General features: G+C 69.3%; 26 protein-coding genes. 6 read left to right on the forward strand and 20 right to left on the reverse strand.

All coding sequences use genetic code 11. From position 1 onward, the window contains the following. Positions 1 to 10 precede the first annotated feature (10 nt). Together AB0C16_RS35120 and AB0C16_RS35125 are read right to left on the reverse strand one after the other, a co-directional pair. Positions 11 to 1,282, reverse strand: a complete 1,272-nt coding sequence (locus tag AB0C16_RS35120; protein ID WP_357689570.1) for an extracellular solute-binding protein — start codon at positions 1,280 to 1,282, stop codon at positions 11 to 13. A gap of 205 nt (positions 1,283 to 1,487) precedes the next feature. Further along, positions 1,488 to 3,350 carry an acyl-CoA dehydrogenase family protein gene (locus tag AB0C16_RS35125; protein ID WP_357689573.1) on the reverse strand — a complete coding sequence of 621 codons (1,863 nt, stop codon included), beginning with the start codon at positions 3,348 to 3,350 and terminating at the stop codon, positions 1,488 to 1,490. Between the two features lie 259 nt (positions 3,351 to 3,609). On the opposite strand from AB0C16_RS35125, the gene AB0C16_RS35130 reads away from it, so the two are divergent. After that, positions 3,610 to 3,759 carry a hypothetical protein gene (locus AB0C16_RS35130; protein ID WP_357689575.1) on the forward strand — a complete coding sequence of 50 codons (150 nt, stop codon included), beginning with the start codon at positions 3,610 to 3,612 and terminating at the stop codon, positions 3,757 to 3,759. 203 nt (positions 3,760 to 3,962) lie between these two features. On the opposite strand, the gene AB0C16_RS35135 is transcribed toward AB0C16_RS35130, so the two are convergent. The 6 genes from AB0C16_RS35135 to AB0C16_RS35160 form a co-directional block, all read right to left on the reverse strand. After that, complete coding sequence (locus AB0C16_RS35135) at positions 3,963 to 5,108, reverse strand: acetyl-CoA C-acetyltransferase (RefSeq protein ID WP_357689577.1); 1,146 nt, start codon at positions 5,106 to 5,108, stop codon at positions 3,963 to 3,965. A 70-nt stretch (positions 5,109 to 5,178) separates the two neighbouring features. Further along, entirely contained in the window at positions 5,179 to 5,856 is a 678-nt protein-coding gene (locus tag AB0C16_RS35140; protein WP_357689579.1) for a hypothetical protein, read from the reverse strand. Positions 5,857 to 5,870: 14 nt separating this feature from the next. Next, on the reverse strand, positions 5,871 to 6,611 hold the full coding sequence (locus AB0C16_RS35145; protein WP_357689634.1) for a class F sortase: 741 nt from the start codon (positions 6,609 to 6,611) through the stop codon (positions 5,871 to 5,873). Between the two features lie 6 nt (positions 6,612 to 6,617). Then, positions 6,618 to 7,877 (reverse strand): hypothetical protein, encoded by a 1,260-nt coding sequence (locus AB0C16_RS35150; RefSeq protein WP_357689581.1) that lies wholly within the window; start codon positions 7,875 to 7,877, stop codon positions 6,618 to 6,620. 195 nt (positions 7,878 to 8,072) lie between these two features. Next, positions 8,073 to 8,858, reverse strand: a complete 786-nt coding sequence (locus AB0C16_RS35155) for a class F sortase (RefSeq protein WP_357689583.1) — start codon at positions 8,856 to 8,858, stop codon at positions 8,073 to 8,075. Next, on the reverse strand, positions 8,855 to 10,231 hold the full coding sequence (locus tag AB0C16_RS35160) for a hypothetical protein (RefSeq protein ID WP_357689585.1): 1,377 nt from the start codon (positions 10,229 to 10,231) through the stop codon (positions 8,855 to 8,857). Before AB0C16_RS35160 ends, AB0C16_RS35155 begins: the two co-directional genes overlap by 4 nt. A 184-nt stretch (positions 10,232 to 10,415) precedes the next feature. Here AB0C16_RS35160 and AB0C16_RS35165 point away from each other — a divergent pair, with 184 nt between their 5' ends. Together AB0C16_RS35165 and AB0C16_RS35170 are read left to right on the forward strand one after the other, a co-directional pair. Beyond that, positions 10,416 to 11,561 (forward strand): acyl-CoA dehydrogenase family protein, encoded by a 1,146-nt coding sequence (locus tag AB0C16_RS35165; RefSeq protein WP_357689587.1) that lies wholly within the window; start codon positions 10,416 to 10,418, stop codon positions 11,559 to 11,561. A gap of 39 nt (positions 11,562 to 11,600) precedes the next feature. Next, entirely contained in the window at positions 11,601 to 11,762 is a 162-nt protein-coding gene (locus AB0C16_RS35170; RefSeq protein WP_357689589.1) for a hypothetical protein, read from the forward strand. A gap of 53 nt (positions 11,763 to 11,815) precedes the next feature. On the opposite strand, the gene AB0C16_RS35175 is transcribed toward AB0C16_RS35170, so the two are convergent. From AB0C16_RS35175 to pdxH, 5 genes are all read right to left on the reverse strand, one after another. Then, positions 11,816 to 12,592 carry an alpha/beta fold hydrolase gene (locus tag AB0C16_RS35175; protein ID WP_357689591.1) on the reverse strand — a complete coding sequence of 259 codons (777 nt, stop codon included), beginning with the start codon at positions 12,590 to 12,592 and terminating at the stop codon, positions 11,816 to 11,818. 16 nt (positions 12,593 to 12,608) lie between these two features. Next, complete coding sequence (locus AB0C16_RS35180; RefSeq protein WP_357689593.1) at positions 12,609 to 14,831, reverse strand: SpoIIE family protein phosphatase; 2,223 nt, start codon at positions 14,829 to 14,831, stop codon at positions 12,609 to 12,611. 123 nt (positions 14,832 to 14,954) lie between these two features. Next, positions 14,955 to 15,659 (reverse strand): metal-dependent transcriptional regulator, encoded by a 705-nt coding sequence (locus AB0C16_RS35185; protein ID WP_357689595.1) that lies wholly within the window; start codon positions 15,657 to 15,659, stop codon positions 14,955 to 14,957. Between the two features lie 242 nt (positions 15,660 to 15,901). Next, positions 15,902 to 17,137 (reverse strand): MFS transporter, encoded by a 1,236-nt coding sequence (locus AB0C16_RS35190; protein ID WP_357689597.1) that lies wholly within the window; start codon positions 17,135 to 17,137, stop codon positions 15,902 to 15,904. A 9-nt stretch (positions 17,138 to 17,146) separates the two neighbouring features. Next, a complete protein-coding gene (gene pdxH, locus AB0C16_RS35195; RefSeq protein ID WP_357689599.1) occupies positions 17,147 to 17,800 on the reverse strand; it encodes a pyridoxamine 5'-phosphate oxidase in 654 nt (217 codons plus the stop codon). Between the two features lie 176 nt (positions 17,801 to 17,976). Here pdxH and AB0C16_RS35200 point away from each other — a divergent pair, with 176 nt between their 5' ends. Both AB0C16_RS35200 and serC read left to right on the forward strand, forming a co-directional pair. After that, entirely contained in the window at positions 17,977 to 19,083 is a 1,107-nt protein-coding gene (locus AB0C16_RS35200) for a citrate synthase 2 (RefSeq protein ID WP_357689601.1), read from the forward strand. Between the two features lie 193 nt (positions 19,084 to 19,276). Then, positions 19,277 to 20,386, forward strand: coding sequence for a phosphoserine transaminase (gene serC / locus AB0C16_RS35205; protein WP_357689603.1), 1,110 nt, complete (start codon positions 19,277 to 19,279; stop codon positions 20,384 to 20,386). Positions 20,387 to 20,687: 301 nt separating this feature from the next. Here the strand turns inward: serC and AB0C16_RS35210 are convergent, their stop codons facing one another. From AB0C16_RS35210 to AB0C16_RS35225, 4 genes are all read right to left on the reverse strand, one after another. Then, complete coding sequence (locus AB0C16_RS35210) at positions 20,688 to 21,317, reverse strand: rhomboid family intramembrane serine protease (RefSeq protein WP_357689605.1); 630 nt, start codon at positions 21,315 to 21,317, stop codon at positions 20,688 to 20,690. Positions 21,318 to 21,415: 98 nt separating this feature from the next. Continuing rightward, a complete protein-coding gene (locus AB0C16_RS35215; RefSeq protein WP_357689607.1) occupies positions 21,416 to 22,180 on the reverse strand; it encodes a crotonase/enoyl-CoA hydratase family protein in 765 nt (254 codons plus the stop codon). Positions 22,181 to 22,186: 6 nt separating this feature from the next. Further along, on the reverse strand, positions 22,187 to 22,960 hold the full coding sequence (locus AB0C16_RS35220) for an SDR family NAD(P)-dependent oxidoreductase (protein ID WP_357689609.1): 774 nt from the start codon (positions 22,958 to 22,960) through the stop codon (positions 22,187 to 22,189). Positions 22,961 to 23,008: 48 nt separating this feature from the next. Continuing rightward, on the reverse strand, positions 23,009 to 23,347 hold the full coding sequence (locus tag AB0C16_RS35225; RefSeq protein WP_101785558.1) for an STAS domain-containing protein: 339 nt from the start codon (positions 23,345 to 23,347) through the stop codon (positions 23,009 to 23,011). A 73-nt stretch (positions 23,348 to 23,420) separates the two neighbouring features. Here AB0C16_RS35225 and AB0C16_RS35230 point away from each other — a divergent pair, with 73 nt between their 5' ends. Next, the gene (locus tag AB0C16_RS35230) at positions 23,421 to 24,443 is read left to right on the forward strand and encodes an NAD-binding protein (RefSeq protein WP_357689611.1); all 1,023 of its coding nucleotides are present in this window, start codon (positions 23,421 to 23,423) and stop codon (positions 24,441 to 24,443) included. On the opposite strand, the gene AB0C16_RS35235 is transcribed toward AB0C16_RS35230, so the two are convergent. From AB0C16_RS35235 to AB0C16_RS35245, 3 genes are read right to left on the reverse strand one after another with little or no spacing between them, the layout of a single operon-like run. After that, positions 24,415 to 25,191 (reverse strand): ABC transporter ATP-binding protein, encoded by a 777-nt coding sequence (locus tag AB0C16_RS35235; protein WP_357689613.1) that lies wholly within the window; start codon positions 25,189 to 25,191, stop codon positions 24,415 to 24,417. The genes AB0C16_RS35230 and AB0C16_RS35235 overlap by 29 nt on opposite strands. A gap of 11 nt (positions 25,192 to 25,202) precedes the next feature. Next, a complete protein-coding gene (gene cbiQ / locus AB0C16_RS35240) occupies positions 25,203 to 25,958 on the reverse strand; it encodes a cobalt ECF transporter T component CbiQ (protein WP_357689615.1) in 756 nt (251 codons plus the stop codon). 25 nt (positions 25,959 to 25,983) lie between these two features. Continuing rightward, on the reverse strand, positions 25,984 to 26,988 hold the full coding sequence (locus tag AB0C16_RS35245) for an energy-coupling factor ABC transporter permease (protein ID WP_357689617.1): 1,005 nt from the start codon (positions 26,986 to 26,988) through the stop codon (positions 25,984 to 25,986). Positions 26,989 to 26,994: the final 6 nt, after the last annotated feature.

Consider the following 26,994-nt stretch of genomic DNA (forward strand, 5'->3'; position numbering starts at 1 on the left):
CCCCGATGGATCAGCTGCTCTCGGCGGTCTTCTGGAGCTCGCCGAGGACCTTGGCCGGGTCGTCCTTGACGGCCCCGCCGATGGTCTGCTTGATCTGCGGGTTCACCACGGCCCACTTCGGGTCCTGGAACGGGTAGAAGCTGGCGTTGGGCAGCGCGTCGAGGAACGGCTTGAGCTTCTCGTCGCCCGACAGCTTCTGGATGCCCCCGTTGGTGACGGGCAGCAGCTTGTAGGTGTCGCTGATCTTCTGCGCGGCGGAGCCGGTGTAGAAGAAGTCGAGGAACTTCTTGATCTCGGCGGGGTGGCCGTTCTTGTTGAACGCCATGATCCAGTCCATGACGCCGAGCGTGGTGTCGAGCGGGCCGGCCTTGCCGGGGATCGCCGCGACGCCGTAGTCCTTCAGGCCGGCCGCGTCGAAGATCGGAATCGACATGGGGCCGCCGTTGACCATGCCGACCTTGCCGGCGCCGAAGTCCTCCCAGACCGTCTTGCGGTCCTTGGTGCCGGGGTTGGGGGTGGTCAGGCCGGCGTCGACGAGGCCCTTGAGGTAGGTGAAGGTCTCGACGTTCTGCGGGGAGTTGATGGCCCACTTGCCGGAGGCGTCCTTGTAGCCGCCGCCGTTGCCCAGCATCCACAGGAACGACTCGCCCTGGGCCTCCTCCTGGCCGAGCGGGAGGCCGAACGGCTGGCTCACGCCGGCCGCCTTCAGCTTCTCGGCGGCGGCCTTGAGCTCGTCCCAGGTCTTCGGCGGCTCGGCGATGCCGGCCTTGGTGAACAGCTCCTTGTTGTAGAACAGGGCGCGGGCCGAGGAGACGAACGGGATGCCGTAGGCGGTGCCGTCGACCTTGCCGAAGTCGGCGAACTTCTGCAGCAGGTCACCGGAGACGTTCGGCGAGAGCACCTCGTCGACCTTGTGCAGCAGGCCGTCCTGGACGAAGCCGGAGTAGTCGCCGGTCTGCAGGATGTCGGGCACCTGGCCGTTCTGGACCATGGTGGCGACCTGCTTGTCGATGTCGTTCCAGTTGATGACCTGGACGTCCACCTTGATGTTCGGGTTGGCCGCCTGGAACTCGTCCACGACGCCCTTCCAGAACGTCTCACCTGAGTTCGGCTTGCCGGGGCCGTCGCCGTAGTCGGCGGCGACCATCTTCAGCGTGACCTGGCCGCCCTCCGCGGCCTGCTGGTCGCCGCCCGCCGTGCCGGAATCGCCGGAGCCGCAGCTGGACAGGACCAGCATGGTCGCCAGGCCGAGAGCGGCGCCGCCCACAAGCTTGATGTTCACCGTTAAGTACCGCCTTCTCGTCGGACGGGTCACGCTGGTCCGTACCAGCTGCCGACGCCGCCCCGTGGGACTGGGGACGCGGGAGCCCATGGCCCCACACGTTTGCGCCAGAGTAAGCCCCTGTTCACCAGCCGGTCTATACCGGCCGGTCTCGGTTCCACAACATCGGCGCCGTCGCACCTGCCTAACCGGTCTAGACCACAAGTCAGACGATCTTGCGTCGGACGTTCTCCCCGCCCTGCGGCACGCCGATCCACGGACCCTCGATGGACGGGTCGAGGATGCCCTCCTCCACGAACGTGTAGCGGCCTTCCAGCACGTACCGCGCGAGCCGTACGTCCTCGCTGTCGCTGTTGTCCCAGAGCCGGGCGAAGAGCGCGTCGACCCGCTGTCTGGCCTGCCTGCAGAACGTGTCGGCCAGCTCGTACGGCCGGCGGCCGAGGTCGCCCGAGTCCTCCTCGGCCTTGACGCACACGGCCGTCATCGCGAACAGCTCGGCCCCGATGTCGACGATCCGGCCGAGGAACGCCTGCCGGTGCTCCAGCCGTCCCTGCCAGCGGGACATGCCGTAGAAGGTGGACCGGGCCAGTTTCCTGCTGGTCCGCTCCACGAAGCGCAGGTGCGCGGCCAGCGGCCCGAACGACGCGTAGGACGTGGGCAGGTTGCCGCCGCCCGCCACCAGGGTCGGCAGCCAGCGGGAGTAGAAGCCGCCGGCCCGCCTGAGCGCCTGCGCGCGTTGCCGGCGGGTTGCCTCCGGGTTGATCAGCTCCCCGGCGGCCGACAGGTGCGCGTCGACCGCCTCGCGGGTGATCAGCAGCCGCATGATCTCGGAGGAGCCCTCGAAGATGCGGTTGATCCGGGAGTCGCGCAGCATCTGCTCCACGGGCACACCGCGCTCGCCGCGCGCGGCCAGCGACTCGGCGGTCTCGTAGCCGCGGCCGCCCCTGATCTGGACCAGTTCGTCGAGCGCCTGGTAGGAGAGCTCGGTGGCGTACAGCTTGGCCAGCGCGGCCTCGATCCGGATGTCGTTGCGCTGGTCGTCGGCCAGGCGGCCGGTGAGGTCGCTGACCGCCTCCAGGGCGTAGGCCGTGGCGGCGATGAAGGCGATCTTCGTGGCCACCGCCTCGTGCTCGCCGATCTTGCGGCCCCACTGCACGCGCGCGTTGCCCCACTCCCGGGCGATCTTCACGGCCCACTTGGCGTTGCCCGCGCAGGTGGCGGGCAGGGACAGGCGGCCGGTGTTGAGCGTGGTGAGGGCGATCTTGAGCCCTTCGCCCTCGCGGCCGACGAGGTTGGCGGCCGGGACCCTGACCTGGGCGAACTCGGTGACGCCGTTCTCGATGCCGCGCAGGCCCATGAACTGGTTGCGCCGCTTGACCGTGATGCCGGGAGAGTCGGCCTCGACGATGAAAGCGCTGATCTTCTTGCCCGTTCGCGCCATGACCACGAGCAGGTCGGCCACGACGCCGTTGGTGGTCCACAGCTTGACGCCGTCGATCACGTACTCGTCGCCGTCCCTGACCGCGGTGGTCGACAGCCTGGCGGGGTCGGACCCGACGTCGGGCTCGGTCAGCAGGAACGCCGAGATCTCCCCTCGCGCGCACCTGGGCAGGAACTCGCGCTTCTGCTCCTCGGTGCCGAACAGCTTGAGCGGTTGCGGCACCCCGATCGACTGGTGCGCCGAGAGCAGCGTCGCCAGCGCCGGGCAGTAGGAGCCGACGAGCATCAACGCCCGGCAGTAGTAGAGGTAGGGCAGGCCCAGGCCGCCGTACTCCTCGCTGATCGTGATCCCGAACGCGCCGAGCGCGGCCAGGCCCTTCACCACCTCGTCGGGCACCTGCGCGGTCCGCTCGATCGCGGCCGGATCGACGTGCGCGTCGAGGAACCTGCGCACCGCCCTGACGAACTCCTCGCCCCGCTTGGTCGCCTCGTCGCCGAGTTTGGGCGCGGGATGGATCAGATCGAGCCGGAAATCCCCTAGGAACAGCTGTTTCGCGAAGCTCGGCCGCGTCCACTCCTGTTCGCGGGCCTGCTCGCCGAGCTCTCTTGCCTTGGCGTACTCGCTCATGGCATCCTCCCGCCGACGGTACGCGTCCCAAGCTCCCCTGTGTAGCCGGGATTAATCAGTTGCGGTCCGTTGCGGTCTGTCCGTACTGTCAGGGACATGCGCCTTTACCAGTAAAACGCCTGGGCTGACTCCGATCAGCCCGGCCCCTCAGCCGAACCGCCCGGCGGTGCCCACACCCCGCCGAAGTCCGTCCAGACGCGGCAGCTGAGCTTGTCGACCGGCCCCGGCCGCGTCACGAGTCACGTAAAGGAGCAACCTCATGCGAGTACGCGCAGGTAAGAAGAAACGCGGGAAGAAGAGCACCTCGAATATTCCGGGGCGGGAGCTGCCCCCGCTCCCACGGCAGCCGCCGCGCATGCCGCAGCGGCCGATCGCCCCGCCGAGGCGCATCCCGCCCAAGGGACGCTAGAGCCACTACCCGGGATGGTAGTGAGTGCGGCGCGCGGCCCCCTACGCCATGGGCCCCCGCACACCAGGTGCCCCGGTCCTTCGGATCCGAAGGACCGGGGCACCGTTCACGCCAGGGGCGGTTCGGGCGAGCCCGACGCGAGGGGAGCCCGCCGGAGCCCCCGGCGAAGGCGCCCGCTCCGCCCTGGCGAGCCTTCGCCGAGGTCAGAGGCGCTCGATGATGGTGACGTTGGCCTGGCCGCCGCCCTCGCACATCGTCTGCAGGCCGTACCTGCCGCCGGTGCGCTCCAGCTCGTGCAGCAGCTTGGTCATCAGGATGGCCCCGGTGCCGCCGAGCGGGTGACCGAGGGCGATGGCGCCGCCGTTGGGGTTGACCCGGGCGGGGTCGGCGCCGAGCTCCTTGATCCAGGCCAGCGGCACCGGCGCGAACGCCTCGTTGATCTCCGTCACGTCGATCTCGTCGATCGACATGCCGGCCTTCTGGAGCGCCTTCCGGGTCGCCGGGATCGGCGCCGTGAGCATGTACACCGGGTCGTCACCGACCAGGGCCAGCTGGTGGATGCGGGCGCGCGGGGTCAGGCCGTGGTCGCGTACGGCCTGCTCGGAGGCGATCAGGACCGCGCCCGAGCCGTCGGAGATCTGCGAGGAGGTGGCCGCGGTGATCTTGCCGCCCTCCTTGAGGGTCTTGAGCCCGGCCAGCTTCTCCAGCGTCGAGTCGGGTCGCGGCCCCTCGTCGTCGGAGACGCCGTTGACGGGGGCGATCTGGTCCTTGAAGTGACCGTTGGCGATGGCCTTGGCCGCCCGCTGGTGGGACTCGTAGGCGAACCTCTCGAGCTCGTCCCGCGTGAAGCCCCACTTGTCGCACATCAGCTCCGCGCCGCGGAACTGCGAGATCTCCTGCTTGCCGTAGCGCTCGACCCATCCTTCGCCGAACGGGAACGGCATGCCCTTCTCCAGCGCGGCGGTGATCGAGGAGCCCATGGGCACGATGCTCATCGACTCGACCCCGGCCGCCACGACCAGGTCCTGGGTGCCGGACATGACGCCCTGCGCGGCGAAGTGGATCGACTGCTGCGAGGAACCGCACTGCCGGTCGATCGTGACGCCGGCGGTGGTCTCCGGCAGGCCCGCCGACAGCCACGCGTTGCGCGCGATGTCCATGCTCTGGGGGCCGAACTGCATGACGCAGCCCATGATGACGTCTTCCACCGCCGCGGGATCGACGCCGGTGCGCTCCATCAGCGCCTTGAGTGTGTGAGCGGCAAGATCGGTGGGATGGACGGTGGAAAGGCCGCCCTTCTTCTTGCCGACGGGGGTCCGGACGGCCCCGACGATGTACGCCTCTGCCACAGTGCCTCCTGAAACCGAGCATTATTCGGTTATTAGGAGAGACTACAACAGAACGATGCTCTGTGCCCTCTCACGCCGGCGGCAGAACATCCTCCGCCGTGTCCATCCGGAACCGCCACCGGTCCACGGCCAGCCCGTTCAGCCCGTCGGCCAGCCGCAACGCGAGTACGCCCAGCCGTGCCGGGTCGTCCCCGCGAAGCTCGATCGCGGTCAGCTCGGTCGCGAACGGCAGCAGCTCCTGCACGGCCGGCGGCCGGCCCTTCTGCGGCACGACCAGCACCCGGACGCCGTCGACCGTGTAGACGAACTCCTCCTCCTGCTCGACCTCCCCGTCCAGCAGGGCCAGCACCTCCTCGGCGGCGGGCCGCACCGGCAGCACGACCGCCGGACCACCCCGGTCGGCTTCGGCCGGGTCGGCGGGATCGGTCACCTCGCCCCTGCACACCGCCAGCCCGCCAAGGCGGAAGGCGATGCCCTCGGCCAGGTAGCGGTCGAAGAAGTCGAACGGCAGCGGCCCCTCGGCCGCCACCCGGCACGCCCAGACCTTCTCCAGCTCGCCGCCCACCAGCTCGGGCTCGGCCTCGACCGGGGCGTGGACCCTGACGTCCACGGCCAGGATGTCGTCACCGTCCTCGCGGGCGTCCGGATCGGCCAGTCGTACGATCCGCAGGAGCTCCGACTGGCTCGGCTTGGCGGGCAACGCCGCCGTGGGGCCAGTCCGCAGTCTCCGCTTCGCCATCCAGCCCATGCGCGCCTCCGCGATCAGCTTCGATAGGAGCTCGTCATCGTCGCATACACGATGACGTTGTCGGTGTAGTGACCGCTGCTGCGGTTGTAGATCCCGCCGCAGGTGATGAGGTGAAGCTGGGCGTTCGCCTGGTTGCCGTAGACGCGCTGGGTGGGGAACGTCTCCTTACTGGCCTGCTCCACACCGCCGACCGTGAAGACAGCGGTCGTCCCGTCCTGGCGCTTCACCTCGATGGTGTCGCCGTGGCGCAGCTCGTGCACCCGGCTGAACACCGCGCTGCGGGTCCGTGTGTCCTTGTGGCCCAGGATCACGGCCGGGCCGGCCTCACCCGGGGTGGACATGTTGCGGTACCAGCCCGCGAGGTTGGGATTGTCGGCCGGCGGCACCTGGATCGTGCCGTTCTTGGCCAGGCCGACCGACTTCACGGGGGCGTTGACGCCCAGCTTCGGGATCTTGATGCGCACCGGGGTCGAAGGCAGCATCGGCGGCGCCGGGTTGACCTGCGGCAGCGGCGGCGGCACCGAGGGCGCCGCCTTGAACAGGGCCTGCGCCGGCTGCCCTCCGTCAGGTTGCGCGTTCACCGCCAACTGGTCGCGCTGGCTGGCCAGGCCGTACTCCTCGGGCGAGCTCATCACGATCAGCATGCCGGCGACCACGGTCACCACACCGGCGACCGCCGCCAGGATCAGCACGGATCTGAGCGCGACGCCCCCCTTGTGGTCGGGCCGGCCGCCATACGGATACTGAGGCGCCATCACGGATCAGCCCCTGTTGATCGTACGGCGACGCATCATCAGCCCGCCCGCGCCGGCGGCCAGGATCAACATCGACCCGGCCAGAACGAACAACCGGCCGTCGGGCCCCATCTCCCCACCGGCCCCCGTGTCGGCCCCGGCCTTCGGCGTCGTGGACGACCGCTCCGTGGTCTTGTCTCCGCTCGGCGTCTCCGTCACCGTGATCGTCGTCGTCTTGGTGGGCTTCGGGCTGTTGCTCGCCGAAGAACTCGGCGTCGACGAGGCCGACGGGCTCGACCCGTTGCCCACGGTGAGGGTGTAGGTCTTGAGCCCGGTGGTGGGTGCGGTGCACTTGATCGTCGGCACGGTCGCGGAGGTACCGATCATCAGGTCGCCCGGCGTGAGCGTCACGGTGCCCGTGGTCGTCGGCTTCACCTTGACCGTGACGTTCGGGAGGGTCGTGATGTCCTGGCCGACCGTCGTGGCGGGCATCGCCACCTCGCCGGTCGCCGTCGCGGCCGCTCCGGCACCGCTCGCCTTCACGGTGGTGAAGAGCTTGCTGCCCGCGGGCAGACCCGCGGCAGGCGCCGTCAGCGGGTCACTCGTGGTCTGGATCGTGCTGGCCCAGGTGATGGACGCGTCCTCGTTCGCCCTGGCGCTGGTCGGCGGCGTCAGCACGACCTTGATGTCGACGGTCACCGGGTCGGTGTCGGTCGCGCCGAGGGAGCAGGTGTAGGCGAGGATGTCGGTCCCCGTGCCGCTCCCACCCCCCTGCTTGACCTCGATGACCAGGTTGGCGGGAGTGGCGCTCTTGTACGTGCAACTGGTCGTTTCGGGTGTCGTGCTTCCCGTTGCCGTGTAGGCCAGGGTCAGGCTCGCGCCCGTGGTCACCGGGGTCAGGGTGAGGGTCCCCGCCGTGGCTGGAGCGGTCAGAGTGCCCGTCATCTCCGGCGGGGTGTAGGTGCCGTCTACGGCGACGTTGACGGTGGGCGACTGCGTCGCGCTCAGCGTCGCCGCGGAGCCTCCGGCTACAGCCAGGCTGCCGTCGATCTTCAACGTGCCCGCCAGGGCCTTGGAGGCGGTCAGCTGAGGAAGCTTCCACTTCACCGGCGCGGTCCCGCTCAGGGCGGCGGACTCGGGCGCGCTGATCGTGACCTTGACCTCTCCAGTTTTGAACGGACCACCGGCCGCACACGCGTAGGTGATCTCCATCGTCTTGTCCACCAGCGCCGAGGCGGGAGACGAGAGGGCGACGACTGCACCAACGAAGAGGACCAGTGTGGTCATCAGTCCCAGGGCAGATGTCTTGAGGGCGAGGCGGCGGCGCCGCGCCTTGGACGTCAGCACTGTCCTTCTCCGTTTCGGCGGGCAGGTTCCAACAAGGCGTATCAGACTCGCAGGCATTGGTCACGGTTAGGTTGAGATCTTACGAACTCTCCCTGAGAATCTCCTGCAAACGGCAAAACCTACATCAACTTCTCATCAGCCCTTTTTCTTGGACAACGTCGCGTACACCACGATGTTGTCTGTGTAGCTGTGGGCCTTCTTGTTGTAGATGCCGCCACACGTGATGAGCCGGAGCTGGGAGCTGTCGGTGTTCCCGTAGACGCGGCCGGTCGGGAACGTCGACTTGCTCACCTGCTCGATCCCGCTCACCGTGAAGCGGGTGACCTTCTTGTCCGACCGGTACACGTAGATGTGGTCGCCCTTGGCCAGCTCACGGAGGCGGTTGAAGACGGCCACGCCCTTGCGGGTGCTGACATGGCCGTTGATCACCGAGGGACCCAGCTCGCCGGGCACCGGCGAGTAGCGGTACCAGCCGGTGCGGTTCGGCTTGCTCAGCGGAGGGGTGGTCAGGCCGCCCTTCTTGTCGAGCGTGACCAGGCCGATCTGGGCGTTGACCTTGATCTTGGGGATCTTGATCCGGGTCGGCATGACCCGCTTGGCCTTGACCCCTGCCTTCTTGGGGGCCGGGATCGGGGCCACGACCGGCTCCGCCGCCAGCGGGGGCGGCGCGTCCAGGCGAGCCGGGGTCAGGGGTGCGTCCTTGCCGCCCGGGCCGACCGTGGGCGGGAGCACGAACGCGCCCGCGTTCTGGATCTGGACGGTGCTCGGCGCGGGCTGCGCGACCGGGCCGGGGCCCGAGCCGTCGTCCACGGCCGGGGCCAGCGACAGCAGCCCCACCATGATGGCGCCCACACCGCCCAGCGAGCCGGCGATCAGCAACCCCGGCATGGCCCTGTTCAGCGGCGACTTCTGCTCGGTCATCGGTTCGCTCCTCCCGCGTGCGTGGCGCGCCGCCGCCTCAGCAGCAACCCACCGGTGGCGCTCCCCATCAGGAGCAGCGATCCGCCCGCTATCAGCCCGTACGACCCGCTCCTCGGCTCCTCCGGCGCCTCACCCGTGTCGACCCCGCCCTTGGGCGTCTTGACCACCTGTGGCTTGACGGTCTTGGTCACCGTCGTCGTCGGTGTCGCCGTCGCCGACGGACTGGTCGTCGTCACGTTTCCGGTCACCACGCCGACGCGGTCGCCGATGGGGTTCGAGTTGTCATGCGGAGTCGTCGCCGTGGGGCTGCTGCTGGTCGTCGGCGTTCTGGTGGGACCGTCGGTCGGGTCGTCGGTGGGATCGTCCGACGTGGTGGGGGTCACCGGAGGTGACGAGTTCGCGCCCCCCACGGTGATCTCGACCGCGCCCGGGTCGTTGGTGATCACGCAGGTGGACCGGTGCTCTGTCGGCGGATCGATCATCTCGCGCGTGTGCAACTTGAAGGCGTCCAGGTGCACGGGCTTGCCGTCGTCGATGCTCCTGATCCGGACCGTGTGCTGCCCGTAGGACAGGTCCTTGCGCTCCCAGAGGGAGATGTTGCCCTTGGTCGCGTTGGTCGGGTTGCCGCTGGAGTCCTTGGTCGGGTCCACGATCGCCGAGTCGTCGCGGCCGTCGACGCCCTCGATGATCACCCGGACCCGGCCGACATCGGGCATCTCGCGCCCTATGTACTCGAACCCGGTGCCCCGGAAACGGATGATCGCCTCGTCCGTGCGCGTGGTGGTGGTGTGGACGTCCCGCAGCCAGTCGCCGTACTCGGGGCGGGTGGCCGTGTCGTGGGTCCACGCATTGCGGTAGATCACGCGGGGATCGTCGTTGTTGACGACAATCTCTCCGGCGGGCGGAACGAAGTCCACGGTCATCGCCTGTGGCCTGAGCTTGATGACGCCGGTCTCGGTCATGTGCGCCTCGGAGGACATGCCTTCCGGCGACGTGAGGGGCTGGTTCGGCTTGAGCGCCCCCTGGTCCTCGCTGCCGTGCGCCTCGAGGGTGCCGTTCCACGCCCCGTCGAGCTTGACGTTGCCGATCAGCGAGACCTTGGCGCCCGCGGCGTAGTAGTCGGGCGACTTGAACCTGGGCGCGTTGACATGCTCGATCGCCCAGCCCAGCTTGAGCATGCCGCCCTGCTGCACCGTGGTCGGGATCTGCACCCGCGCCCTGAGCTTCACCTCGTCCGACCCGGCGATGCCACCGGTGCAGCTGTAGTCGACCACGAGGCTGAACGTGTCCGCTTTCGCGGGCATCGCCACGAACGCGGCGGACGCCGCCGCTCCGACCGATGCGGCGATCAACGCCTTGCGCCACCGATTCACCGGACACTCCGCTCACACCTAGACCGAAGGTAGATCTTAGGGGCAGCGACCCCGGCGAACAGAGCACCTCATGACACTTGTGATGAACCCGTGTCCCCTGCGAAGCCGTACCGGAAACCGGGTATACCTATCAGTAACAGAATCGTATTCTGTGTTCCATCACACCCCTGCTTGGAGGCGACCGATGGAGCGAGACCTCTTCGACGAGGAGCACCTGCTCTTCCGCGAGACCGTGCGCGAGTTCATGGCCCGGGAGGTCATACCCCATCACGACCGCTGGGAGAAGGACGGCGTGGTCCCCCGCGAGGTCTGGAAGAAGGCCGGCGAGATCGGGATGTTCGGGTTCTCCGTCCCCGAGGAGTACGGCGGGGCGGGCGTCACGGACTTCAGGTACAACGCGGTGATCGTCGAGGAGATCATCAGGCACGGCGCCTCCGGCCTCGGCTTCTCCCTGCACAACGACGTCATGGCCCCGTACCTGGTCGAGTTGACCGACGAGGAGCAAAAGCAGCGCTGGCTGCCCGGGTTCGCGAGCGGCGAGCTGATCACCGCCATCGCGATGACGGAGCCGGGCGCCGGAAGCGACCTGCAGGGCGTCCAGACCACCGCGATCCGCGAGGGCGACCACTACGTCGTCAACGGGCAGAAGACGTTCATCACCAACGGCATCAACTCCGACCTGGTCGTGGTGGTGGCCAAGACCGACCCGGCGGCGGGGGCGCGGGGCATCACGCTGCTGGTCGTCGAGCGCGGCATGGAGGGGTTCGGCCGCGGCCGCAACCTCGACAAGATCGGGATGAAGGCGCAGGACACCGCAGAGCTGTTCCTCGAGAACGTACGCGTGCCCGTGGCCAACCGGCTCGGCCCGAACGACGGCGAGGGCTTCTTCCACCTGATGCGCAACCTGCCGCAGGAGCGCATGTCGATCGCGGTGGCGGCGGTGGCCGCGGCCGAGACGGTGCTGGAGCAGACCATCGAATACTGCAAGACGCGCCAGGCGTTCGGGCGCACCATCGGGTCCTTCCAGAACACCAGGTTCGTCCTCGCGGAGCTGGCCACCGAGACCGAGATCGCCCGCCACTACGTGGACAAGTGCGTCCGGGCGCTCAACGCCGGGAAGCTGACAGTGGTCGACGCCGCCAAGGCCAAGTGGTGGACCACCGAGCTGCAGACCAAGGTCATCGACCGCTGCCTCCAACTGCACGGCGGCTACGGCTACATGATGGAGTATCCGGTCGCCAAGGCCTGGATCGACAGCCGCGTCCAGACGATCTACGGCGGCACCACCGAGATCATGAAGGAGATCATCGGCCGGTCCTTCGGCTTCTGAGGATGCGCGGCCCGCGACCTGACGACGCATACTGGTCGAATGGACAGCGGCCTGATCCTCCTGGTTTTCCTGGCCTTGTTGTTCGCCTGGGGCCTCAACCGCGTGCGCCGCGCGCTGCGTCTGGGGCCCGTGGGCTACGTCGGGGTGGTGATCGTCTTCGTCATCGTGATGCTGCTCATCTGGGGTCAGCAGTACGCCTAGCCGGGGCGGGGGCCAGGCGGGCTCCGCCACACGGCAGCCGGCTCGAAGCCCGGCTACCCGGGGCTGGCCTCCAGCAACACCTTCGCCACCAGCTCGGGGTCGTCGCTCATCGGCACGTGCCCGCAGCCCTTGAGCAGCTTGACCCGCTGCCCCGACCACTTGGCGGCGCGCACGGCCTGGCGGCGAAGCAGCAGCCGGTCGTGCTCACCCCAGGCGATCGTGATGGGCGCCTTCGGCGGCGCGGGCGGCATCATGCCGGCGAACGACTCCAGCGTCGCGTCGAACCCCGTCGACGTGCCGAGCGCCTGCGTGGCCGCGACCAGCGCGGTCGGCGAGAGCCTGGACGGGTGGGCGACCAGCAACGCGGAGGACAGCGCCCGGCCGATCGGGTTCTCCGCCACCCTGATGGCCTGCTCCGGCGGCATCGACCTGGCGGAGGCGCGCACCCCCCGCAGCACCGTCTGGGAGTAGAGCAGCTCGGAACGTGACCAGAACCCCGCGGGCGACAGCGCCGTGGCCGTGCGGACGACCCCGCGTGAGGCCAGTTCGAGCGCGATGTAGCCGCCGAGCGAGTTGCCCGCCACGTGCGGCTCACGCACGCCGAGCAACGCGCAGAACGACTCGACCGCGTCGGCGAGCGTCTCGGCCGTGTAGGGCGTGCCGTCGGGCAACCCGGGCGAGACGCCGAAGCCGGGCAGATCGAGGGCGATCACGGTGCGCGAGGCGGCGAGCCGGTCGAGGACCGGAAGCCACGCCTGCCAGTGATGACCGATGCCGTGGACGAGAATCAGCGGCGGACCAGCGCCACGCCGTTCGAAGGCCAGCTCCATGGCGATGAGTGAACCACTAACGGCTGCGCGTGGGAATCTCGAACCAGACGGCTTTGCCTTCCCTGGTGGGTCGCGAGCCCCAGCGCCGGGCAAGCTGGTCGACCAGGTAGAGGCCGCGGCCCCCTTCGTCGTTCTCGCCCGCGTTGCGGATGCGCGGCAGGCGGAGGTCCTGGTCGAACACCTCGACCCAGACCGACTCCTCGCCTCTGCGCAGCCTCAGCGTGAACTCCTTGTCGCCCACCCCTTCGTCCTCGAAGCCGGGCACGTCCCAGGACTCCTCGAACGGCAGCGGCGGCCCCTCGACGACCAGCTCCCTGCGCGGCACGCTGGCGCTGGCCGCGTGCAGCACCACGTTGGTGACGACCTCGGAGACGAGCAGGCAGGCGAGCTCGGCCCGCTCCTCGGGCACATTCCAGCTGGAGAAGGCCTCGGAGGCCATGCGCCGGGCCTCGCCGACCATGATCGGCTGGGCGGGGAAGGTGCGCTCCTCGACGTCGAGGTCGCTCTGGGTGGAGCGGACCACCAGGATCGCCATGTCGTCGTCGATCTCGCCGGGCACCGCGACCGTGGCGGCGTCGGCCACGCGTTCGACCTCGGCGTCGGCCAGCTTGGCCAGCTTCTCGCGCAGCACGCCGAGCGTCTCGGCGTCGGAGGGCATCCTGCCGTCGCGGCCGGGACGCCGGTCGATCAGGCCGTCGGTGTAGAGGAGCAGCGCGGCGCCCGGCGGCAGGCTCAGCGTCTCCTCCTTGTAGACCAGGTCGGCGTGCAGCCCCTTGGCCCGCACACCGAGCGGCTGGCCGACCTCCTCGATGTCGAGCTCCACGCACCGGCCGTCGACCAGCAGCAGCGGCGGCGCGTGCCCGGCGTTGGCGAAGGACAGCTGCCGCGACCAGGCGTCGTAGACGAGGTATTGGCAGGTCACGATGGGCGTGATGCTGACGTCGGTGCCGCTGTCGTCCTTCTCGGGGGTGGCGATGATGCGGGTCCACTCGTCGAGCCTGGCCAGGATGTCGGCGGGCGACTTGTCGTCCTGGGCGAAGGCCCGCAGCGCGGCCCGGAGCTGGCCCATGATGGCCGCGGCCTTGGCGCCCCTGCCCTCGACGTCGCCGATGACGATGCCGACCCGGCCGGCCGAGAGCGGGATCACGTCGTACCAGTCGCCGCCGACCTGGGTCTGGATGCCCTGACCGTGGGAGGCGAGCGGCGCCGCCGGATAGTAGCGGACCGCGATGTCGAGGCCGTCGAGCTGCGGCAGCGCCCGGGGCAGCAGATGCTTCTGGAACGACTCCGCGGTGTGCCGCTCCTCCTCGAACAGCAGCGCGTTGTCGATGGCGAGCGCGACCCGGGTGGCGATGGCGCCGACGAAGTCGCGGTCGAACGCGTCGTAGTGGGGGCTGCGCCGGTCGGTGAGGTTGGACAGCCCGAGGTACATCTGGCCGAGCGTCTCGCCGCGCACGCAGAGCGGGGCCACGATGGCGGAGGTCATGCCGACCTCGCCGCACAGCTTGGCGCTGCTCTCGGTGGGGCTGGGGTAGTTGCTGGTGGCGAAGTCCTCGACCAGGATCGTCTCCTGGCGGCGCATCGCGGTGTTGGCGTAGTGGCCGGCAGGGTAGCGGATCTCCGCGCCCACCGGCTTCCAGGTGCCCGGCGGAGGGGTCCAGCCCTGCACGTGCTGCGACACCCGGCGCACCAGCCGGTCGCCCTCCATCAGCTCGATGAAGCAGTGGTCGGCGAACTGCGGGACGAGCATCTCGGCGACGCGCTTGAGCGTCTCCTCGACGTAGAGGGAGCCCGCGAGCCGCTCGCCGATGCGTTCGAGCAGGCCGAAGCGGTCCTTCTCGCGCTCGTTGCTGCGCAGGGCCTCGCGGGCGGTGATGACGATGCCGGTCACGGAGCCGGAGGCGTGGCGCAGCGGCACGGCCTGGGCGCGGACGTAGACGATGGTGCCGTCGCCGCGGCGTACGTCGAACGTGCCCTCCCAGACGCCGCCCTTCAGCACGTGCTTGGCCAGCTCGACGGCGAGGGGGTGGTCCTTCTCCATGATCCCGAGAGACAGCACCGCCATCTCCCGGGACGGTGACTTGCCCGGACGGCCGAAGAGCTTCTCCGCGAAAGGATTCCAATAAAGGAGGTTGCTGAAGCGATCCGTCACGACGACGGCCATCTCCGCATGATCAAGAACGGATGCGGCGGCAAGGTGATCAGCTGCATCCTGTGACAGATCCCCCCAACGCTTCATCCGGAGACCACTCCTAGGGGACGCATGTGCGCAAAGCGAACCACGGGCGCTCCTGCAACAGTCTTGACCGGCGGGGAGTTGGGGATCTCCCTCAAGGGATTCAACCAAGCAGCAGCATCGGCGTCACCGCTTGGAGACGAAAACGTGCGCGGCGACATCCCGCGGAAGCTCCGCGGGAGTGTCCTTTGCGTTTCCGTCACCTGTCACCCGCACACCGTCGTCGCTCGCCGCGAGCGTGACCTCGCGTCCGGGTTGTATCCCAACTTGCTTGAGTTTAAGCATCACAGCGGGATCGCTTTGCACTTGTTCGCTAATTCGTCGCACGACCACGGGTAGGTCACGGGGCCCGGCGAGGTCGGACATGGACACCAGGCCACCGGAGCGGCCCTCTCCGGTCTCCACCACGCCCAACTCGGCCAGCCCGGGAATGGGGTTGCCGTGCGGGCAGACCGTGGGGTTGTTGAGCAACGTCACCAGCCTCGACTCCACGGACTCGGACATGACGTGCTCCCACCGGCAGGCCTCGATGTGCACCTCCTCCCACGGCAGCCCCACGACGTCGATCAACAGGCACTCCGCGAGCCGGTGCTTGCGCATCACGCGGGTCGCCAGGGTGCGGCCGAGGTCGGTCATCGACAGGTGCCGGTCACCTTCGACGCGGACCAGGCCGTCGCGCTCCATGCGGGCCACGGTCTGACTCACGGTCGGACCGCTCTGCTGGAGCCGCTCGGCGATGCGCGCGCGGAGAGGGACGATGCCCTCCTCCTCGAGCTCGTAAATCGTACGGAGATACATCTCCGTCGTATCGATCAGGCCGTGTGCGGTCAAGGCTCCTCCCAACTCAAATGCTACGTCGCTGGTGGCATGGACTGAGCCCGTCCGCTTCGGGCGCAGGGGTCACCCGAGACCCTACTTGCGAGAAGGACCCACGATGGTCAAAGGGGGAGAACAACGGGACGGCCAGGTTCCTTCCCGGCCACCTCGACCCGCCCTCGCCGCGCACCGCCGGGGCCGGGTGCCGGGGCTGCGATCCGTGCCGGAACGCCACTCAGACGGTGTTCGGCGACGGCTCAACGCGACCTGTAGTCCCTGAAGCGGGACACGGACAACCCCACGACCAGCACGACGGCCGCGCACGCGAGACCGCCGCCGACCCAGGCCCCGGTCACCCCGAACGCCACGGCCGAGGCTCCGGCCCTCAGGTCGCCCAGCCGCGGCCCTCCGGCCACGACCACCATGAACGCGCCCTGCAACCGCCCGCGCATCTCGTCGGGCGCGTACAACTGCAGGATGGACTGCCGCCACACCGACGACACCACGTCGGCCGCGCCGCCCACCGCCATGAACGCCACCACCAGCCACAACGCGTGGACGAGCCCCGCCGCCGCCACCGCCAGCCCCCAGACGGCGATGACGACGACCAGCGCGAGCCCCTGCCGCCGCACCCGGCCCACCCAGCCGGAGAACACCGCCCCGGCGACCGAGCCGATCGCCATGGCGGAGTTCAGCCAGCCGAGCGCGATCGGGGAGCCGCCGAAGCGCTCGGCGGCCAGCTCGGGGAACAGAGCCCTCGGCAGGGCGAGCACCATGGCGATGATGTCGACGACGAACGACATCAGCAGCACCTGGCTGCCGAGGATGAACCGCAGCCCCTCGAACACCGCCCTGGCGCCCGGCCGGGTCACCTCTCCGAGCGGCGGCAACGCGGGCAGCCGCAGCGCGGCGTAGAGGCCGGCGCTGAAGAGCAGGGCGTCGACCGCGTAGGCCGCCGCGAAGCCGGCCGCGGCCAGCACGACGCCGCCGATCATCGGGCCGACGACCGCGCCCATGCTGAAGACCAGTGAGTTGAGCGCGTTGGCGGCCGGCACCTGGTCCGAGCTCAGCAGCCTGGGGATGATCGCGCCCCGGGTGGGCGAGGTGATCGCGAACCCGGTGGCGCCCAGCGCGATGGCGCCGAGCAGCACGTACACGTTGTCCAGGCCGAGCAGCGCCTGCGCCAGGATGAACAGGGTGCTCGCCCAGGCGATGAGCGAGCCCACGATCAGCAGCTTGCGCCGGTCCACCGCGTCGGCGATCGCCCCTCCCCACAGCCCGAACACGACCAGCGGGATCAGGTTGGCCAGGCCCAGCATGCCGACCCAGAGGGAGGAGTGGGTGAGCTCCCAGACCTGCTGGCTGACGGCGACGACGGTCACGGCGAGGCCGGTGTGCGAGACCGCCTGCCCGAACCAGAGCCGGCGGTAAGCGGGGACGGCTAAGGGCCGAGTGTCTACAAGATGCCGTTTGACCAGGTCCGCGAAAAGCACCTAGGCAGATTAGGGGGCGAGTCTCTCCAGAGCCCAACCCGCTTCCACCCGCCGGTAGCGGAGCCGGTCGTGCATCCGGTCGAGTTGTCCCTGCCAGAACTCCAACTCGAACGGGACGATCCGGAATCCGCCCCAGAAGTCGGGCACCGGAGGATCTTCCGGCCAGCGGTCCGACAGCTCCTCGTAGCGGACGTCGAGCTCCTCCCGGGAGCTCACCACCTCGGACTGGCGCGACGCCCAGGCCCCGATCCGGGAGCCGTACGGCCTGGAGTGGAAGTAGTCGGCCGACTCCTCACGCGTGAGCATCGCCACCGGGCCCTCGACGCGCACCTGGCGGCGGATCGGGTGCCACGGGAACAGCAGCGAGGCGTGTGGGTTCGCGGCGAGGTCGCGGCCCTTGCGCGAGGCGTAGTTCGTATAGAAGACGAAGCCGTGCTCGTCGTAGCCCTTGAGCAGGACGGTCCTGGCGCTGGGGCGGCCCTGTGCCGAGGCGGTGGCCAGCACCATGGCGTTCGGCTCCGGCAACCCGGCGGCCAGGGCCTCCTCGAACCACACGGTGAACTGGATGATGGGATCGGGCGCCATGTCGGACTCGAGCAACGGCTGACCTTCGTAGGTGCGGCGAAGCCCTGCCAGGGAGGGCGGCCGAGAGGATGTATCCACGAGAAGGTATTGTGTCGCGCTTAGTGGCAGATCCCACGCAACGCCTCCTACCAGCGGTTATGCCGTTCGGCCGGGTCCGGAGACCGAGCATGAACTGGCAGGGGGTTAAATTGACCCGCCGGTATCTCGACATCAAGGCATTGCCGGAACATGGCAAGAAAGGGAGGCGGCCAGACATGTCCGACTTCAAACCCGGCCTCGAAGGTGTTGTGGCCTTCGAGACCGAGATCGCGGAACCGGACAAGGAAGGGGGCGCCCTTCGTTACCGGGGCGTCGACATCGAGGAGCTGGTCGGTCGCGTCCCGTTCGGGCACGTGTGGGGCTTGCTGGTCGACAACAAGTTCCAGCCGGGTCTCCCCCCGGCAGAGCCGTATCCCATTCCTGTCCACTCCGGTGACATCCGCGTAGACGTGCAGAGCGCGCTTGCCATGCTGGCCCCGGCCTACGGTTTCAAGCCGCTGCTCGACATCAGTGACGACGAGGCCCGCGACCAGCTCGCGCGTGCCTCCGTGATGGCCCTGTCGTTCGTGGCGCAGTCGGCACGCGGCCTCGGCCTGCCGATGGTGCCCCAGAGCCGCGTCGACGAGGCCAGCACCATCGTCGAACGTTTCATGATCCGCTGGCGCGGTGAGCCTGATCCCAAGCATGTCAAGGCCATCGACGCCTACTGGACCTCCGCCGCCGAGCACGGCATGAACGCCTCGACGTTCACCGCCCGCGTCATCGCCTCCACCGGCGCCGACGTGGCCGCGGCGCTCTCGGGCGCGGTCGGCGCCATGTCCGGCCCGCTGCACGGCGGCGCCCCGGCCCGCGTCCTGCACATGATCGAGGGCGTCGAGCAGATGGGCGACGCCAAGAAGTACGTGCGGAGCGAGCTCGACAAGGGCCAGCGCCTGATGGGCTTCGGCCACCGCGTCTACCGTGCCGAAGACCCACGTGCCCGGGTGCTCCGCCGCACCGCCAAGGAGCTCGACGCGCCTCGCTACGAGGTGGCGGCGGCGCTGGAGACGGCCGCGCTCGAGGAACTGCACGCGCGCAAGCCCGACCGGGTGCTGGCCACCAACGTCGAATACTGGGCCGCCGTGGTCCTGGACTTCGCCGAGGTGCCCGCGCACATGTTCACCTCGATGTTCACCTGCGCCCGCACGGCCGGTTGGGCCGCGCACATCCTGGAGCAGAAGCGGACGGGCCGGCTCGTCCGTCCCAGCGCCGACTACATCGGCCCGGCCTCGCGGCCGCTGTCCGACGTGCCCGGCGCCGCCGAGGTCGTCGGCACCATCTGATCTCGACCACGCACCACCTGATTCCGACCTGATTTTCGACCACGTACGGCTGCCGCATCCCTTGTGGCAGCCGTTCGTCGTCTCACGGGGCTCTTCCCCTTCCCGGCGGTGCCGTGCCGGGCGGACCGGCGGACGATTTCTCATCATCCGGACCCCGATCCGGGGAATCCCTCGGGCTGAGTACCCTGGTCAGGTGGCTGACATCGTGATTCCCGCTGACATCAAGCCCGCCGACGGCCGCTTCGGCTGCGGGCCCTCGAAGATCCGTACCGAGCAACTGGCCGCGCTCGCCGCCTCCGGTGCGAGCCTCATGGGCACCTCCCACCGCCAGAAGCCGGTCAAGAACCTCGTCGGCCGTGTTCGTGCCGGGCTCGCCGACCTGTTCTTGCTGCCCGAGGGCTACCAGGTCGTCCTGGGCAACGGCGGCACCACCGCGTTCTGGGACATCGCCTCGTTCGGGCTCATCCGCGACAGGTCACAGCACCTGTCCTTCGGGGAGTTCTCCTCGAAGTTCGCCACCGTCGCCAAGAAGGCGCCGTGGCTGGGCGAGCCCACGGTGATCACCTCCGAGGTCGGCACCCACCCCACCGCGGTGGCCGAGGACGGCGTCGACGTCTACGCGCTCACCCACAACGAGACCTCGACCGGCGTCGCCATGCCGATCAGGCGAGTGGGCTCCGACGACTCGCTGGTGCTCGTCGACGCCACCTCCGGCGCGGGCGGGCTGCCCATCTCCGTCGAGGAGACCGACGTCTACTATTTCGCGCCGCAGAAGAGCTTCGCCTCCGACGGCGGCCTGTGGATCGCGCTCATGTCGCCGCGCGCCCTGGCCCGGGTCGAGGAGATCGCCGCGTCGGGCCGCTACGTGCCCGAGTTCTTCAGCCTGCCGGTCGCGATCGACAACTCCGCCAAGGACCAGACCTACAACACCCCGGCGGTGGCGACGCTGTTCCTGCTGGCCGAGCAGCTCGACTGGATGAACGGCAACGGCGGCCTGGCCTGGACCACCGCCCGCACCGCCGACTCCTCGCAGCGCCTCTACGCCTGGGCCGACAAGTCGTCCTACGCGACCCCGTTCGCCGCGCCCGAGTTCCGTTCCCAGGTGGTCGGCACGATCGACTTCTCCGACGAGGTCGACGCGGCGGCCGTGGCCAAGGTGCTGCGCGCCAACGGCATCGTCGACACCGAGCCCTATCGCAAGCTCGGCCGCAACCAGCTGCGCATCGCGATGTTCCCCGCGATCGACCCGGCCGACGTCGAGGCGCTGACGGTCTGCGTCGACCACGTGGTCGAGCGCCTCTGACGCGCCGCGCGTGACGACCTGTCGAGGAGGGTGAGCGCGTCGTCCTCCTCGATGCTCCGCGCGCACCTCGCCGGCACCGGCAGCCTGTCGGTCCCGGCGTGCGGCGCCAGGGCCGGATCGGCGCCCAGCAGACGCCCGGGTAAGCGCCCAGCAGGCGCCCAGTAGGCGCCCAGTAGAAACCCAGCAGGCGCCCGGTAAGCGTCCAGCAGGCGCTCAGTAGGGCGCCCCAGCAGGGGCGTCCCAGCAGGCGCTCAGTAGGCGCTCAGTAGGCGGTCAGCAGCGCTCAGTAGGACGGAAAGGCTCAGTAGGCCGGGTAGGCGCTCTCTGGCCGCTTGCGCCGCAGGAACCACGCGGCGATGACGCCGCCGATCAGCCCGAAGAGGTGGCCCTGCCACGAGATGCCCTGCTGGTTGGGCAGCAGGCCCCACAGGATCGAGTAGTAGGCGATCGCCACCCCGATGCCGATGACGATGTCGAGGACCCGGCGGTCGAACAGGCCACGGGCCACGACGTAGCCGAAGTAGCCGAACACCAGCCCGCTGGCCCCGACCGTGATCACGCCGGGGCTGGTGAACCAGGTGCCGAAGCCGCCGATGACGATGATGACGGCGCTGGCCGCCAGGAACTTCCCGACGCCGCGGAGCGCGGCCAGGAAGCCGAGGATGAGCAGCGGCAGCGAGTTGGCCATGAGATGACCGAAGCCGACGTGCAGGAACGGCGCGAAGACGATGCCGACCAGCCCGTCAGGATCCCAGCCGACGATGCCGAACTGGTGGTCGAGGGTGCCGTTGAGCATGTAGTCGACGATCTCGACGCCCCACATGACGCCGAGCACGCCGACCATGATGACGAACGCGCTCAGGGCTCCCGTCAGGAGGCTGCCCGCGCCGCGTTTAGCCGACTCGAACGCGGACCTCGAATAGTCGCTCATGCGCCCTCCTGCTAGACGTCCTCTCCTTTACCGTACGGGCCGGAAGTTATGCATGCGTAAAGAAACCCCCTCCCCACCGGGGAGGGGGTTTGGAGCGGTTATTCGCCCTTCCACCGGGGGGCGCGCTTTTCGGCGAAGGCCGCCGCGCCCTCCATGGCGTCCTTCGACCCGAACACCGGGTTGATGATCGCGCCCTGCTTCTTGAACATCTCCTCCAGGGGCCAGTCCTGGGATTCGATGACCACCTTCTTGGTGGCGGCGACCGCCAGCGGGGCGTTGGCGGCGATCTTGCGGGCCAGCTCGATCGCCCCGTCCAGCGCCGCGCCCGGCTCGGTGATCCGGTTGACCAGGCCGAGCTCGTACAGCCGGGAGGCCGGATAGTGGTCGCCGGTCAGGGCGATCTCCATGGCGATGTGGTAAGGGATGCGGCGCGGCAGGCGCATGATGCCGCCCGCGCCGGCCACCAGGCCGCGCTTGGGCTCGGGCAGGCCGAACTTGGCCTCCGACGACGCCACGATGACGTCGCAGGCCAGAGCCAGCTCGAACCCACCGGCCAGGGCGTAGCCCTCGATGGCCGCCACCAGCGGCTTCTTGACCACCGCTTCGGTCAGGCCGCCGAAGCCGCGCCCTTCGACCACGGGCAGGTCGCCGGTCAGGAACCCCTTGAGATCCATGCCCGCGCAGAACGTGCCGCCCGCGCCGGTCAGGACGTACGCGGAGATCTCGGTGCGGGCGTCGAGCGCGTCGACCGCCTCGGCGATCCCCCGCGCCACCGCCCCGTTGACGGCGTTGCGCGCCTTGGGGCGGTTGATCGTGATCACGGCGATGCCGTCGGACTCCTCGACGAGTACTTCGTCAGACACGGAACCTCACTTGGGCTGGAAGCGGATGCCGCCGTCGAAGCGGATGACTTCGGCGTTCATGTAGTCGTTCTCGACCAGGGACCGCACCAGGTGCGCGAACTCGTCGGCCCGCCCCATGCGCTTGGGGAACACCACGGGCGCCACCAGCTTGGCCTTGAACTCCTCGGCGTTGGCCGAGAAGCCGTAGATGGGGGTGTCGATGATGCCGGGGCAGATCGTGTTGACCCGCACGCCGATCGCGGCCAGGTCGCGGGCCGCGGGCACCGTCATGCCCACGATGCCGCCCTTGGAGGCCGAGTAGGCCAGCTGGCCCGTCTGCCCTTCGAGGGCGGCCACGGAGGCGGTGTTGACGACCACGCCCCGCTGCCCGTCGGCGTCGACCGGCTCGGTCTTGGAGATCGCGGCCGCGCCGATGCGCATGAGGTTGAACGTGCCGACCAGGTTGACCTCGATGACCTTGCGGTAGGTGGCGGAGTTGTGGGGAGCTCCTTCACGGTTGACCGTGCGCTCGGCCCAGCCGATGCCCGCGCTGTTGACGACGACGCGCAGCGGCTTGCCGGTGGCGACGGCGGCGTCCACGGCCGCCTGCACCTGCTCGTCGTCCGACACGTCGGTCTTGACGAAGACTCCGCCGAGCTCGTCGGCGACGGCCTTGCCCCGCTCCTCGTTGAGGTCGGCGATGACCACTGTCGCGCCATGTCGCGCGAGCTCACGGGCGGTGGCCTCACCGAGGCCGCTGGCACCGCCGGAGATGATTGCTGCAGATCCGTTCACGTCCATAACCGGGACCCTAACCCGCGTACCGAATGAAGTTCTACTCGGGTGCGGTTAAATCTCACCCACGGCACTGTCGACATCGGAATAGACCTTGATCCGCCGATCCAGGCCGGTCGTCCGCAGGATGCGGGCCACGGGCGCCTGCGGAGCGGCCAGCGACACCCCGCCGCCCTCTCCGGTGGCCAGCCGCCAGGCCTCGATCAACACGGACAGGCCGCTGGAGTCCATGAACGACAGTTGCTGAAGGTCGAGCACGAGCCGGGCGCTGTCCTGCTTGATGGCGTCTCGCACCTCGTCGCGGAGGAACGGGGCGGTGAATAGATCGAGCTCGCCCTCAACGGCCACCACCACGGCGTCACCCAGGGCATGTCGCGCAAGCCGCAGCTTCATTGGGCCCCTCCTCGATGAGCCACTGTACTTCGACATCCCCGGATACCGGGCATGCACAACTACGATCAGTCGCATGCGGGAGGACGAGACGGAAACCGGTGTGCGCCTGCCGTCCATCCCCCTGAGCCCCCTGCGAGCGGTGTTGCGCCGGATGGCCATCGCGGCGGCGATCGTCCTGGCGATGTTCGCGCTGGTGGCGATGGATCTGGACGGCTATCGTGACAACGCCGACGGCGGGGTCTCGCTGCTCGACGCGCTCTACTACGTCACGGTGTCGATCTCCACCACGGGTTACGGTGACATCACCCCGGTCAGCGCCGAGGCCAGGATCGTCAACATCGTGGCCGTCACTCCGTTGCGCATCGCCTTCCTCGTCGTCCTCGTGGGCACCACGCTCGAGGTTCTCACCAAGCGCACCCGTGACGCCATCAGGATCGAACGCTGGAGGGCCAGGTTGCGCGACCACACGGTGATCATCGGCTATGGCACCAAGGGCCGCGCCGCGATCCGCACGCTGCTCGAGAACGACCGGACCCGCGACTCGATCGTGGTCGTCGACCCCCAGGCGGCGGTGGTCGACGAGGCCACGGCCGACGGTTTCGTCGGGGTCGTCGGCGACGGCACCCGCAGCCACGTGCTCAACCGCGCCCGGATCGGCACCGCCAAGGAGATCATCATCGCCACCCAGCGCGACGACACCGCCGCTCTGGTGACGCTCACCGCCCGCAGCCTCAACCCCACGGCGACGATCGTGGCCGCCGTCCGGGAGGCCGAGAACGACCCTCTCGTACGGCAGAGCGGCGCCGACGTGGTGATCACCTCGTCCGAGGCGGCGGGCCGGATGCTCGGCGTGGCCACCCAGAGCCCCGCGGTCAGCACCCTGATCGAGGACTTCCTCGCCTACGGCAAGGGTCTCGACCTGTTCGAGCGGCCCGTGGCGACGGAGGAGGTCGGCAGGCCGCCGGCCGCGTCCGACGAGATCGTGGTGGCCGTGGTCAGGGGCCGCGAGGTCATGACCTACGCCGATCCGCGCGCCTCAACCCTCCAGGCGGGCGACCGGGTGGTGGTCATCCATGTTCCGCCGCTGCCGGGATAGCGAAGCCGTACGGCAGCTCCAGGCGGTGGGCGGCGAGCAGCTCGGTGTCGGCCAGCAGCTCGCGGGTGGGCCCGTCGGCGGCGATCACGCCGTCCGACAGGATGAGCGAGCGCTCGCAGAGCTCCAGCGCGTACGGCAGGTCGTGGGTGACCATGAGCACGGTGACGTCGAGCGAGCGCAGGATCTCGGCCAGCTCCCTGCGGGCGGCCGGATCCAGGTTGGACGACGGCTCGTCCAGCACCAGGATCTCGGGCTCCATGGCCAGCACAGTCGCGACGGCCACCCTGCGGCGCTGGCCGAACGACAGGTGGTGGGGTGGCCGGTCGATGGCGTCGAGCATGCCGACCCGGTCAAGGGCGTCCTTGACCACCCGTTCCAGCTCCTCGCCGGCGACGCCCGAGTTGGCCGGGCCGAAGGCGACGTCGTCCCTGACCGTGGGCATGAAGAGCTGGTCGTCGGGGTCCTGGAAGACCAGGCCGACGCGCTGCCTGATCTCCTTGAGCGTGTCCTTGCGCACCGGGGTGCCGGCCACGGTGACCGTGCCGTGCCCGGCCGTGAGGATGCCGTTGAGGTGCATGACCAGCGTGGTCTTGCCGGCGCCGTTGGGGCCGAGCAGCGCGACCCGCTCTCCCCTGCCGATCGTGAGGTCGACGCCGAACAGGGCCTGGGTCCCGTCGGGGTAGGCGTAGGCGAGACGGCTGACCTCGAGAGAGTTGACGTTGAGAGAGTTCACGTCCAGAGAGTCCATGTTGAGAGAGTTCACAGCGACAGTCCCAGCACCGCTAGAGCGAGGATCGGCAGTGTGAGCGCGGCGACCCACTGCCCGGCAGAGGCCGATATTTCGCCGATGATTGGCATCTGGCCTGAATAGCCGCGGCTCAGCATCGCCAGATGCACCCTCTCACCCCGCTCGTACGAGCGGATGAACAAGGCCCCGGCCGATCGGGCGATCACCGGGATGTGCCGGAAATTTCGTGCTTCGAAGCCCCGAGACTCCCGGGCCACCTTCATCCGCCGCATCTCATCCAGGATCACGTCCAGATAGCGGAGCATGAACATGGCGATCTGCACCAGCAGGCTCGGCAGCCGGAGCCGCTGGGCCCCGAGCAGGATGACGCGCGGCTCGGTGGTGGCGGCCAGCAGGATGGAGGCGATCACGCCGAGCGTCGCCTTGGCCAGGATGTTCCACGCCGCCCAGAGCCCTTCGACGCTCAGCGAGAGGCCGAGCACCGTGGTGCGCTCCCCCATCCCGATGACCGGGATGAGGAAGGCGAACAGCACGAAGGGCAGCTCGATCACCATCCGCCGCAGGACGTAGGTCAGCGGGATTCCGGCGAGCAGCGCGACCGCCACCAGCAGCACCGCGTAGAGCGCGAACGCCCAGAACTTCTCCCTCGGCGTCGCTACGACCACGACGGCGAAGGAGAAGACGGCGAGCAGCTTGCACTGCGGCGGCAGCCGGTGCACGACCGAGTCGCCCGGCCGATAGAGCTGATGCCGATGCCCCGCGCCCACCACTCACCGCCTCTCGTTCACGTGCTCAGGCCCTGACCCTGTCGCGGCCGCGCGCGGCGTAGCCCACGACCCCGGCGATGAGCAGCACCAGCCCCACGCCGAGGATCCCCGCGACACCCACCGGAATGCCGCCCACGTCACCGTAGTCGGCCAGCGCCCATGACCCGAACAGGTGGTCGGTGGCCTGGCCGAGGAAGCCCTTGTCCTCGGCGACCGCCTCGAGCCCGTCGGGGCTGGAGGAGGCGAAGAAGGACACCACACCGGCCAGCACCAGCGTCACGCCGAGGCCGCCGAGCAGGAACGGCCTGATCCCGCCCCCCGTGGCCACCGGCCGCTCGGCCTCCACCGTCGTGGTGCCCTCGGCGCCCCGCAGCACCAGCGGAGCGGCCAGCCCGCGCGCGCCGTACACCAGGTCGGGCCGGACGGCCAGCACGGCGCCCACGGTGAGCGTGGTGATCACGGCCTCGCCGATGCCGATCAGCACGTGCACGCCGCCCATCGCGGCGGCCACCGCCGACACCTCGATCGGCGCGGTGCCGCCGATCCAGAACAGCAGCGTGAACGCCAGCGCGGAGGCGGGCACCGAGACCAGCGCGGCGAGGAACGCGGCCACCGTGATGGCGCCCTTGCCCGTGGCCATCCGGGTGATCAGCCGGAAGACGCCCCAGCCGACCAGCACGGTGACGACGCCCATGATGGTGATGTTGATCCCCAGCGCCGTCAGCCCGCCGTCGGCGAAGAACACGCCCTGCACGAGCAGGACCACGGCCATGCACAGGACACCTGTGTACGGCCCGACGAGTATCGCGGCCAGAGCGCCTCCCAGCAGGTGGCCGCTGGTGCCCGCGGCGACGGGGAAGTTGAGCATCTGGACGGCGAAGATGAACGCGGCGACGAGACCCGCCATGGGCGCGGTGCGGTCGTCGAGCTCACGCTTGGCGCCGCGCAGGCAGACCGCGACGCCGGCGGCCGCGACCGCTCCGGCCGAGATGGATACGGCCGCGTTGAAGAAGCCATCGGGTACGTGCACTACATC

The organism is Nonomuraea sp. NPDC048916, assembly GCF_040649575.1.
Lineage (GTDB): Bacteria > Actinomycetota > Actinomycetes > Streptosporangiales > Streptosporangiaceae > Nonomuraea.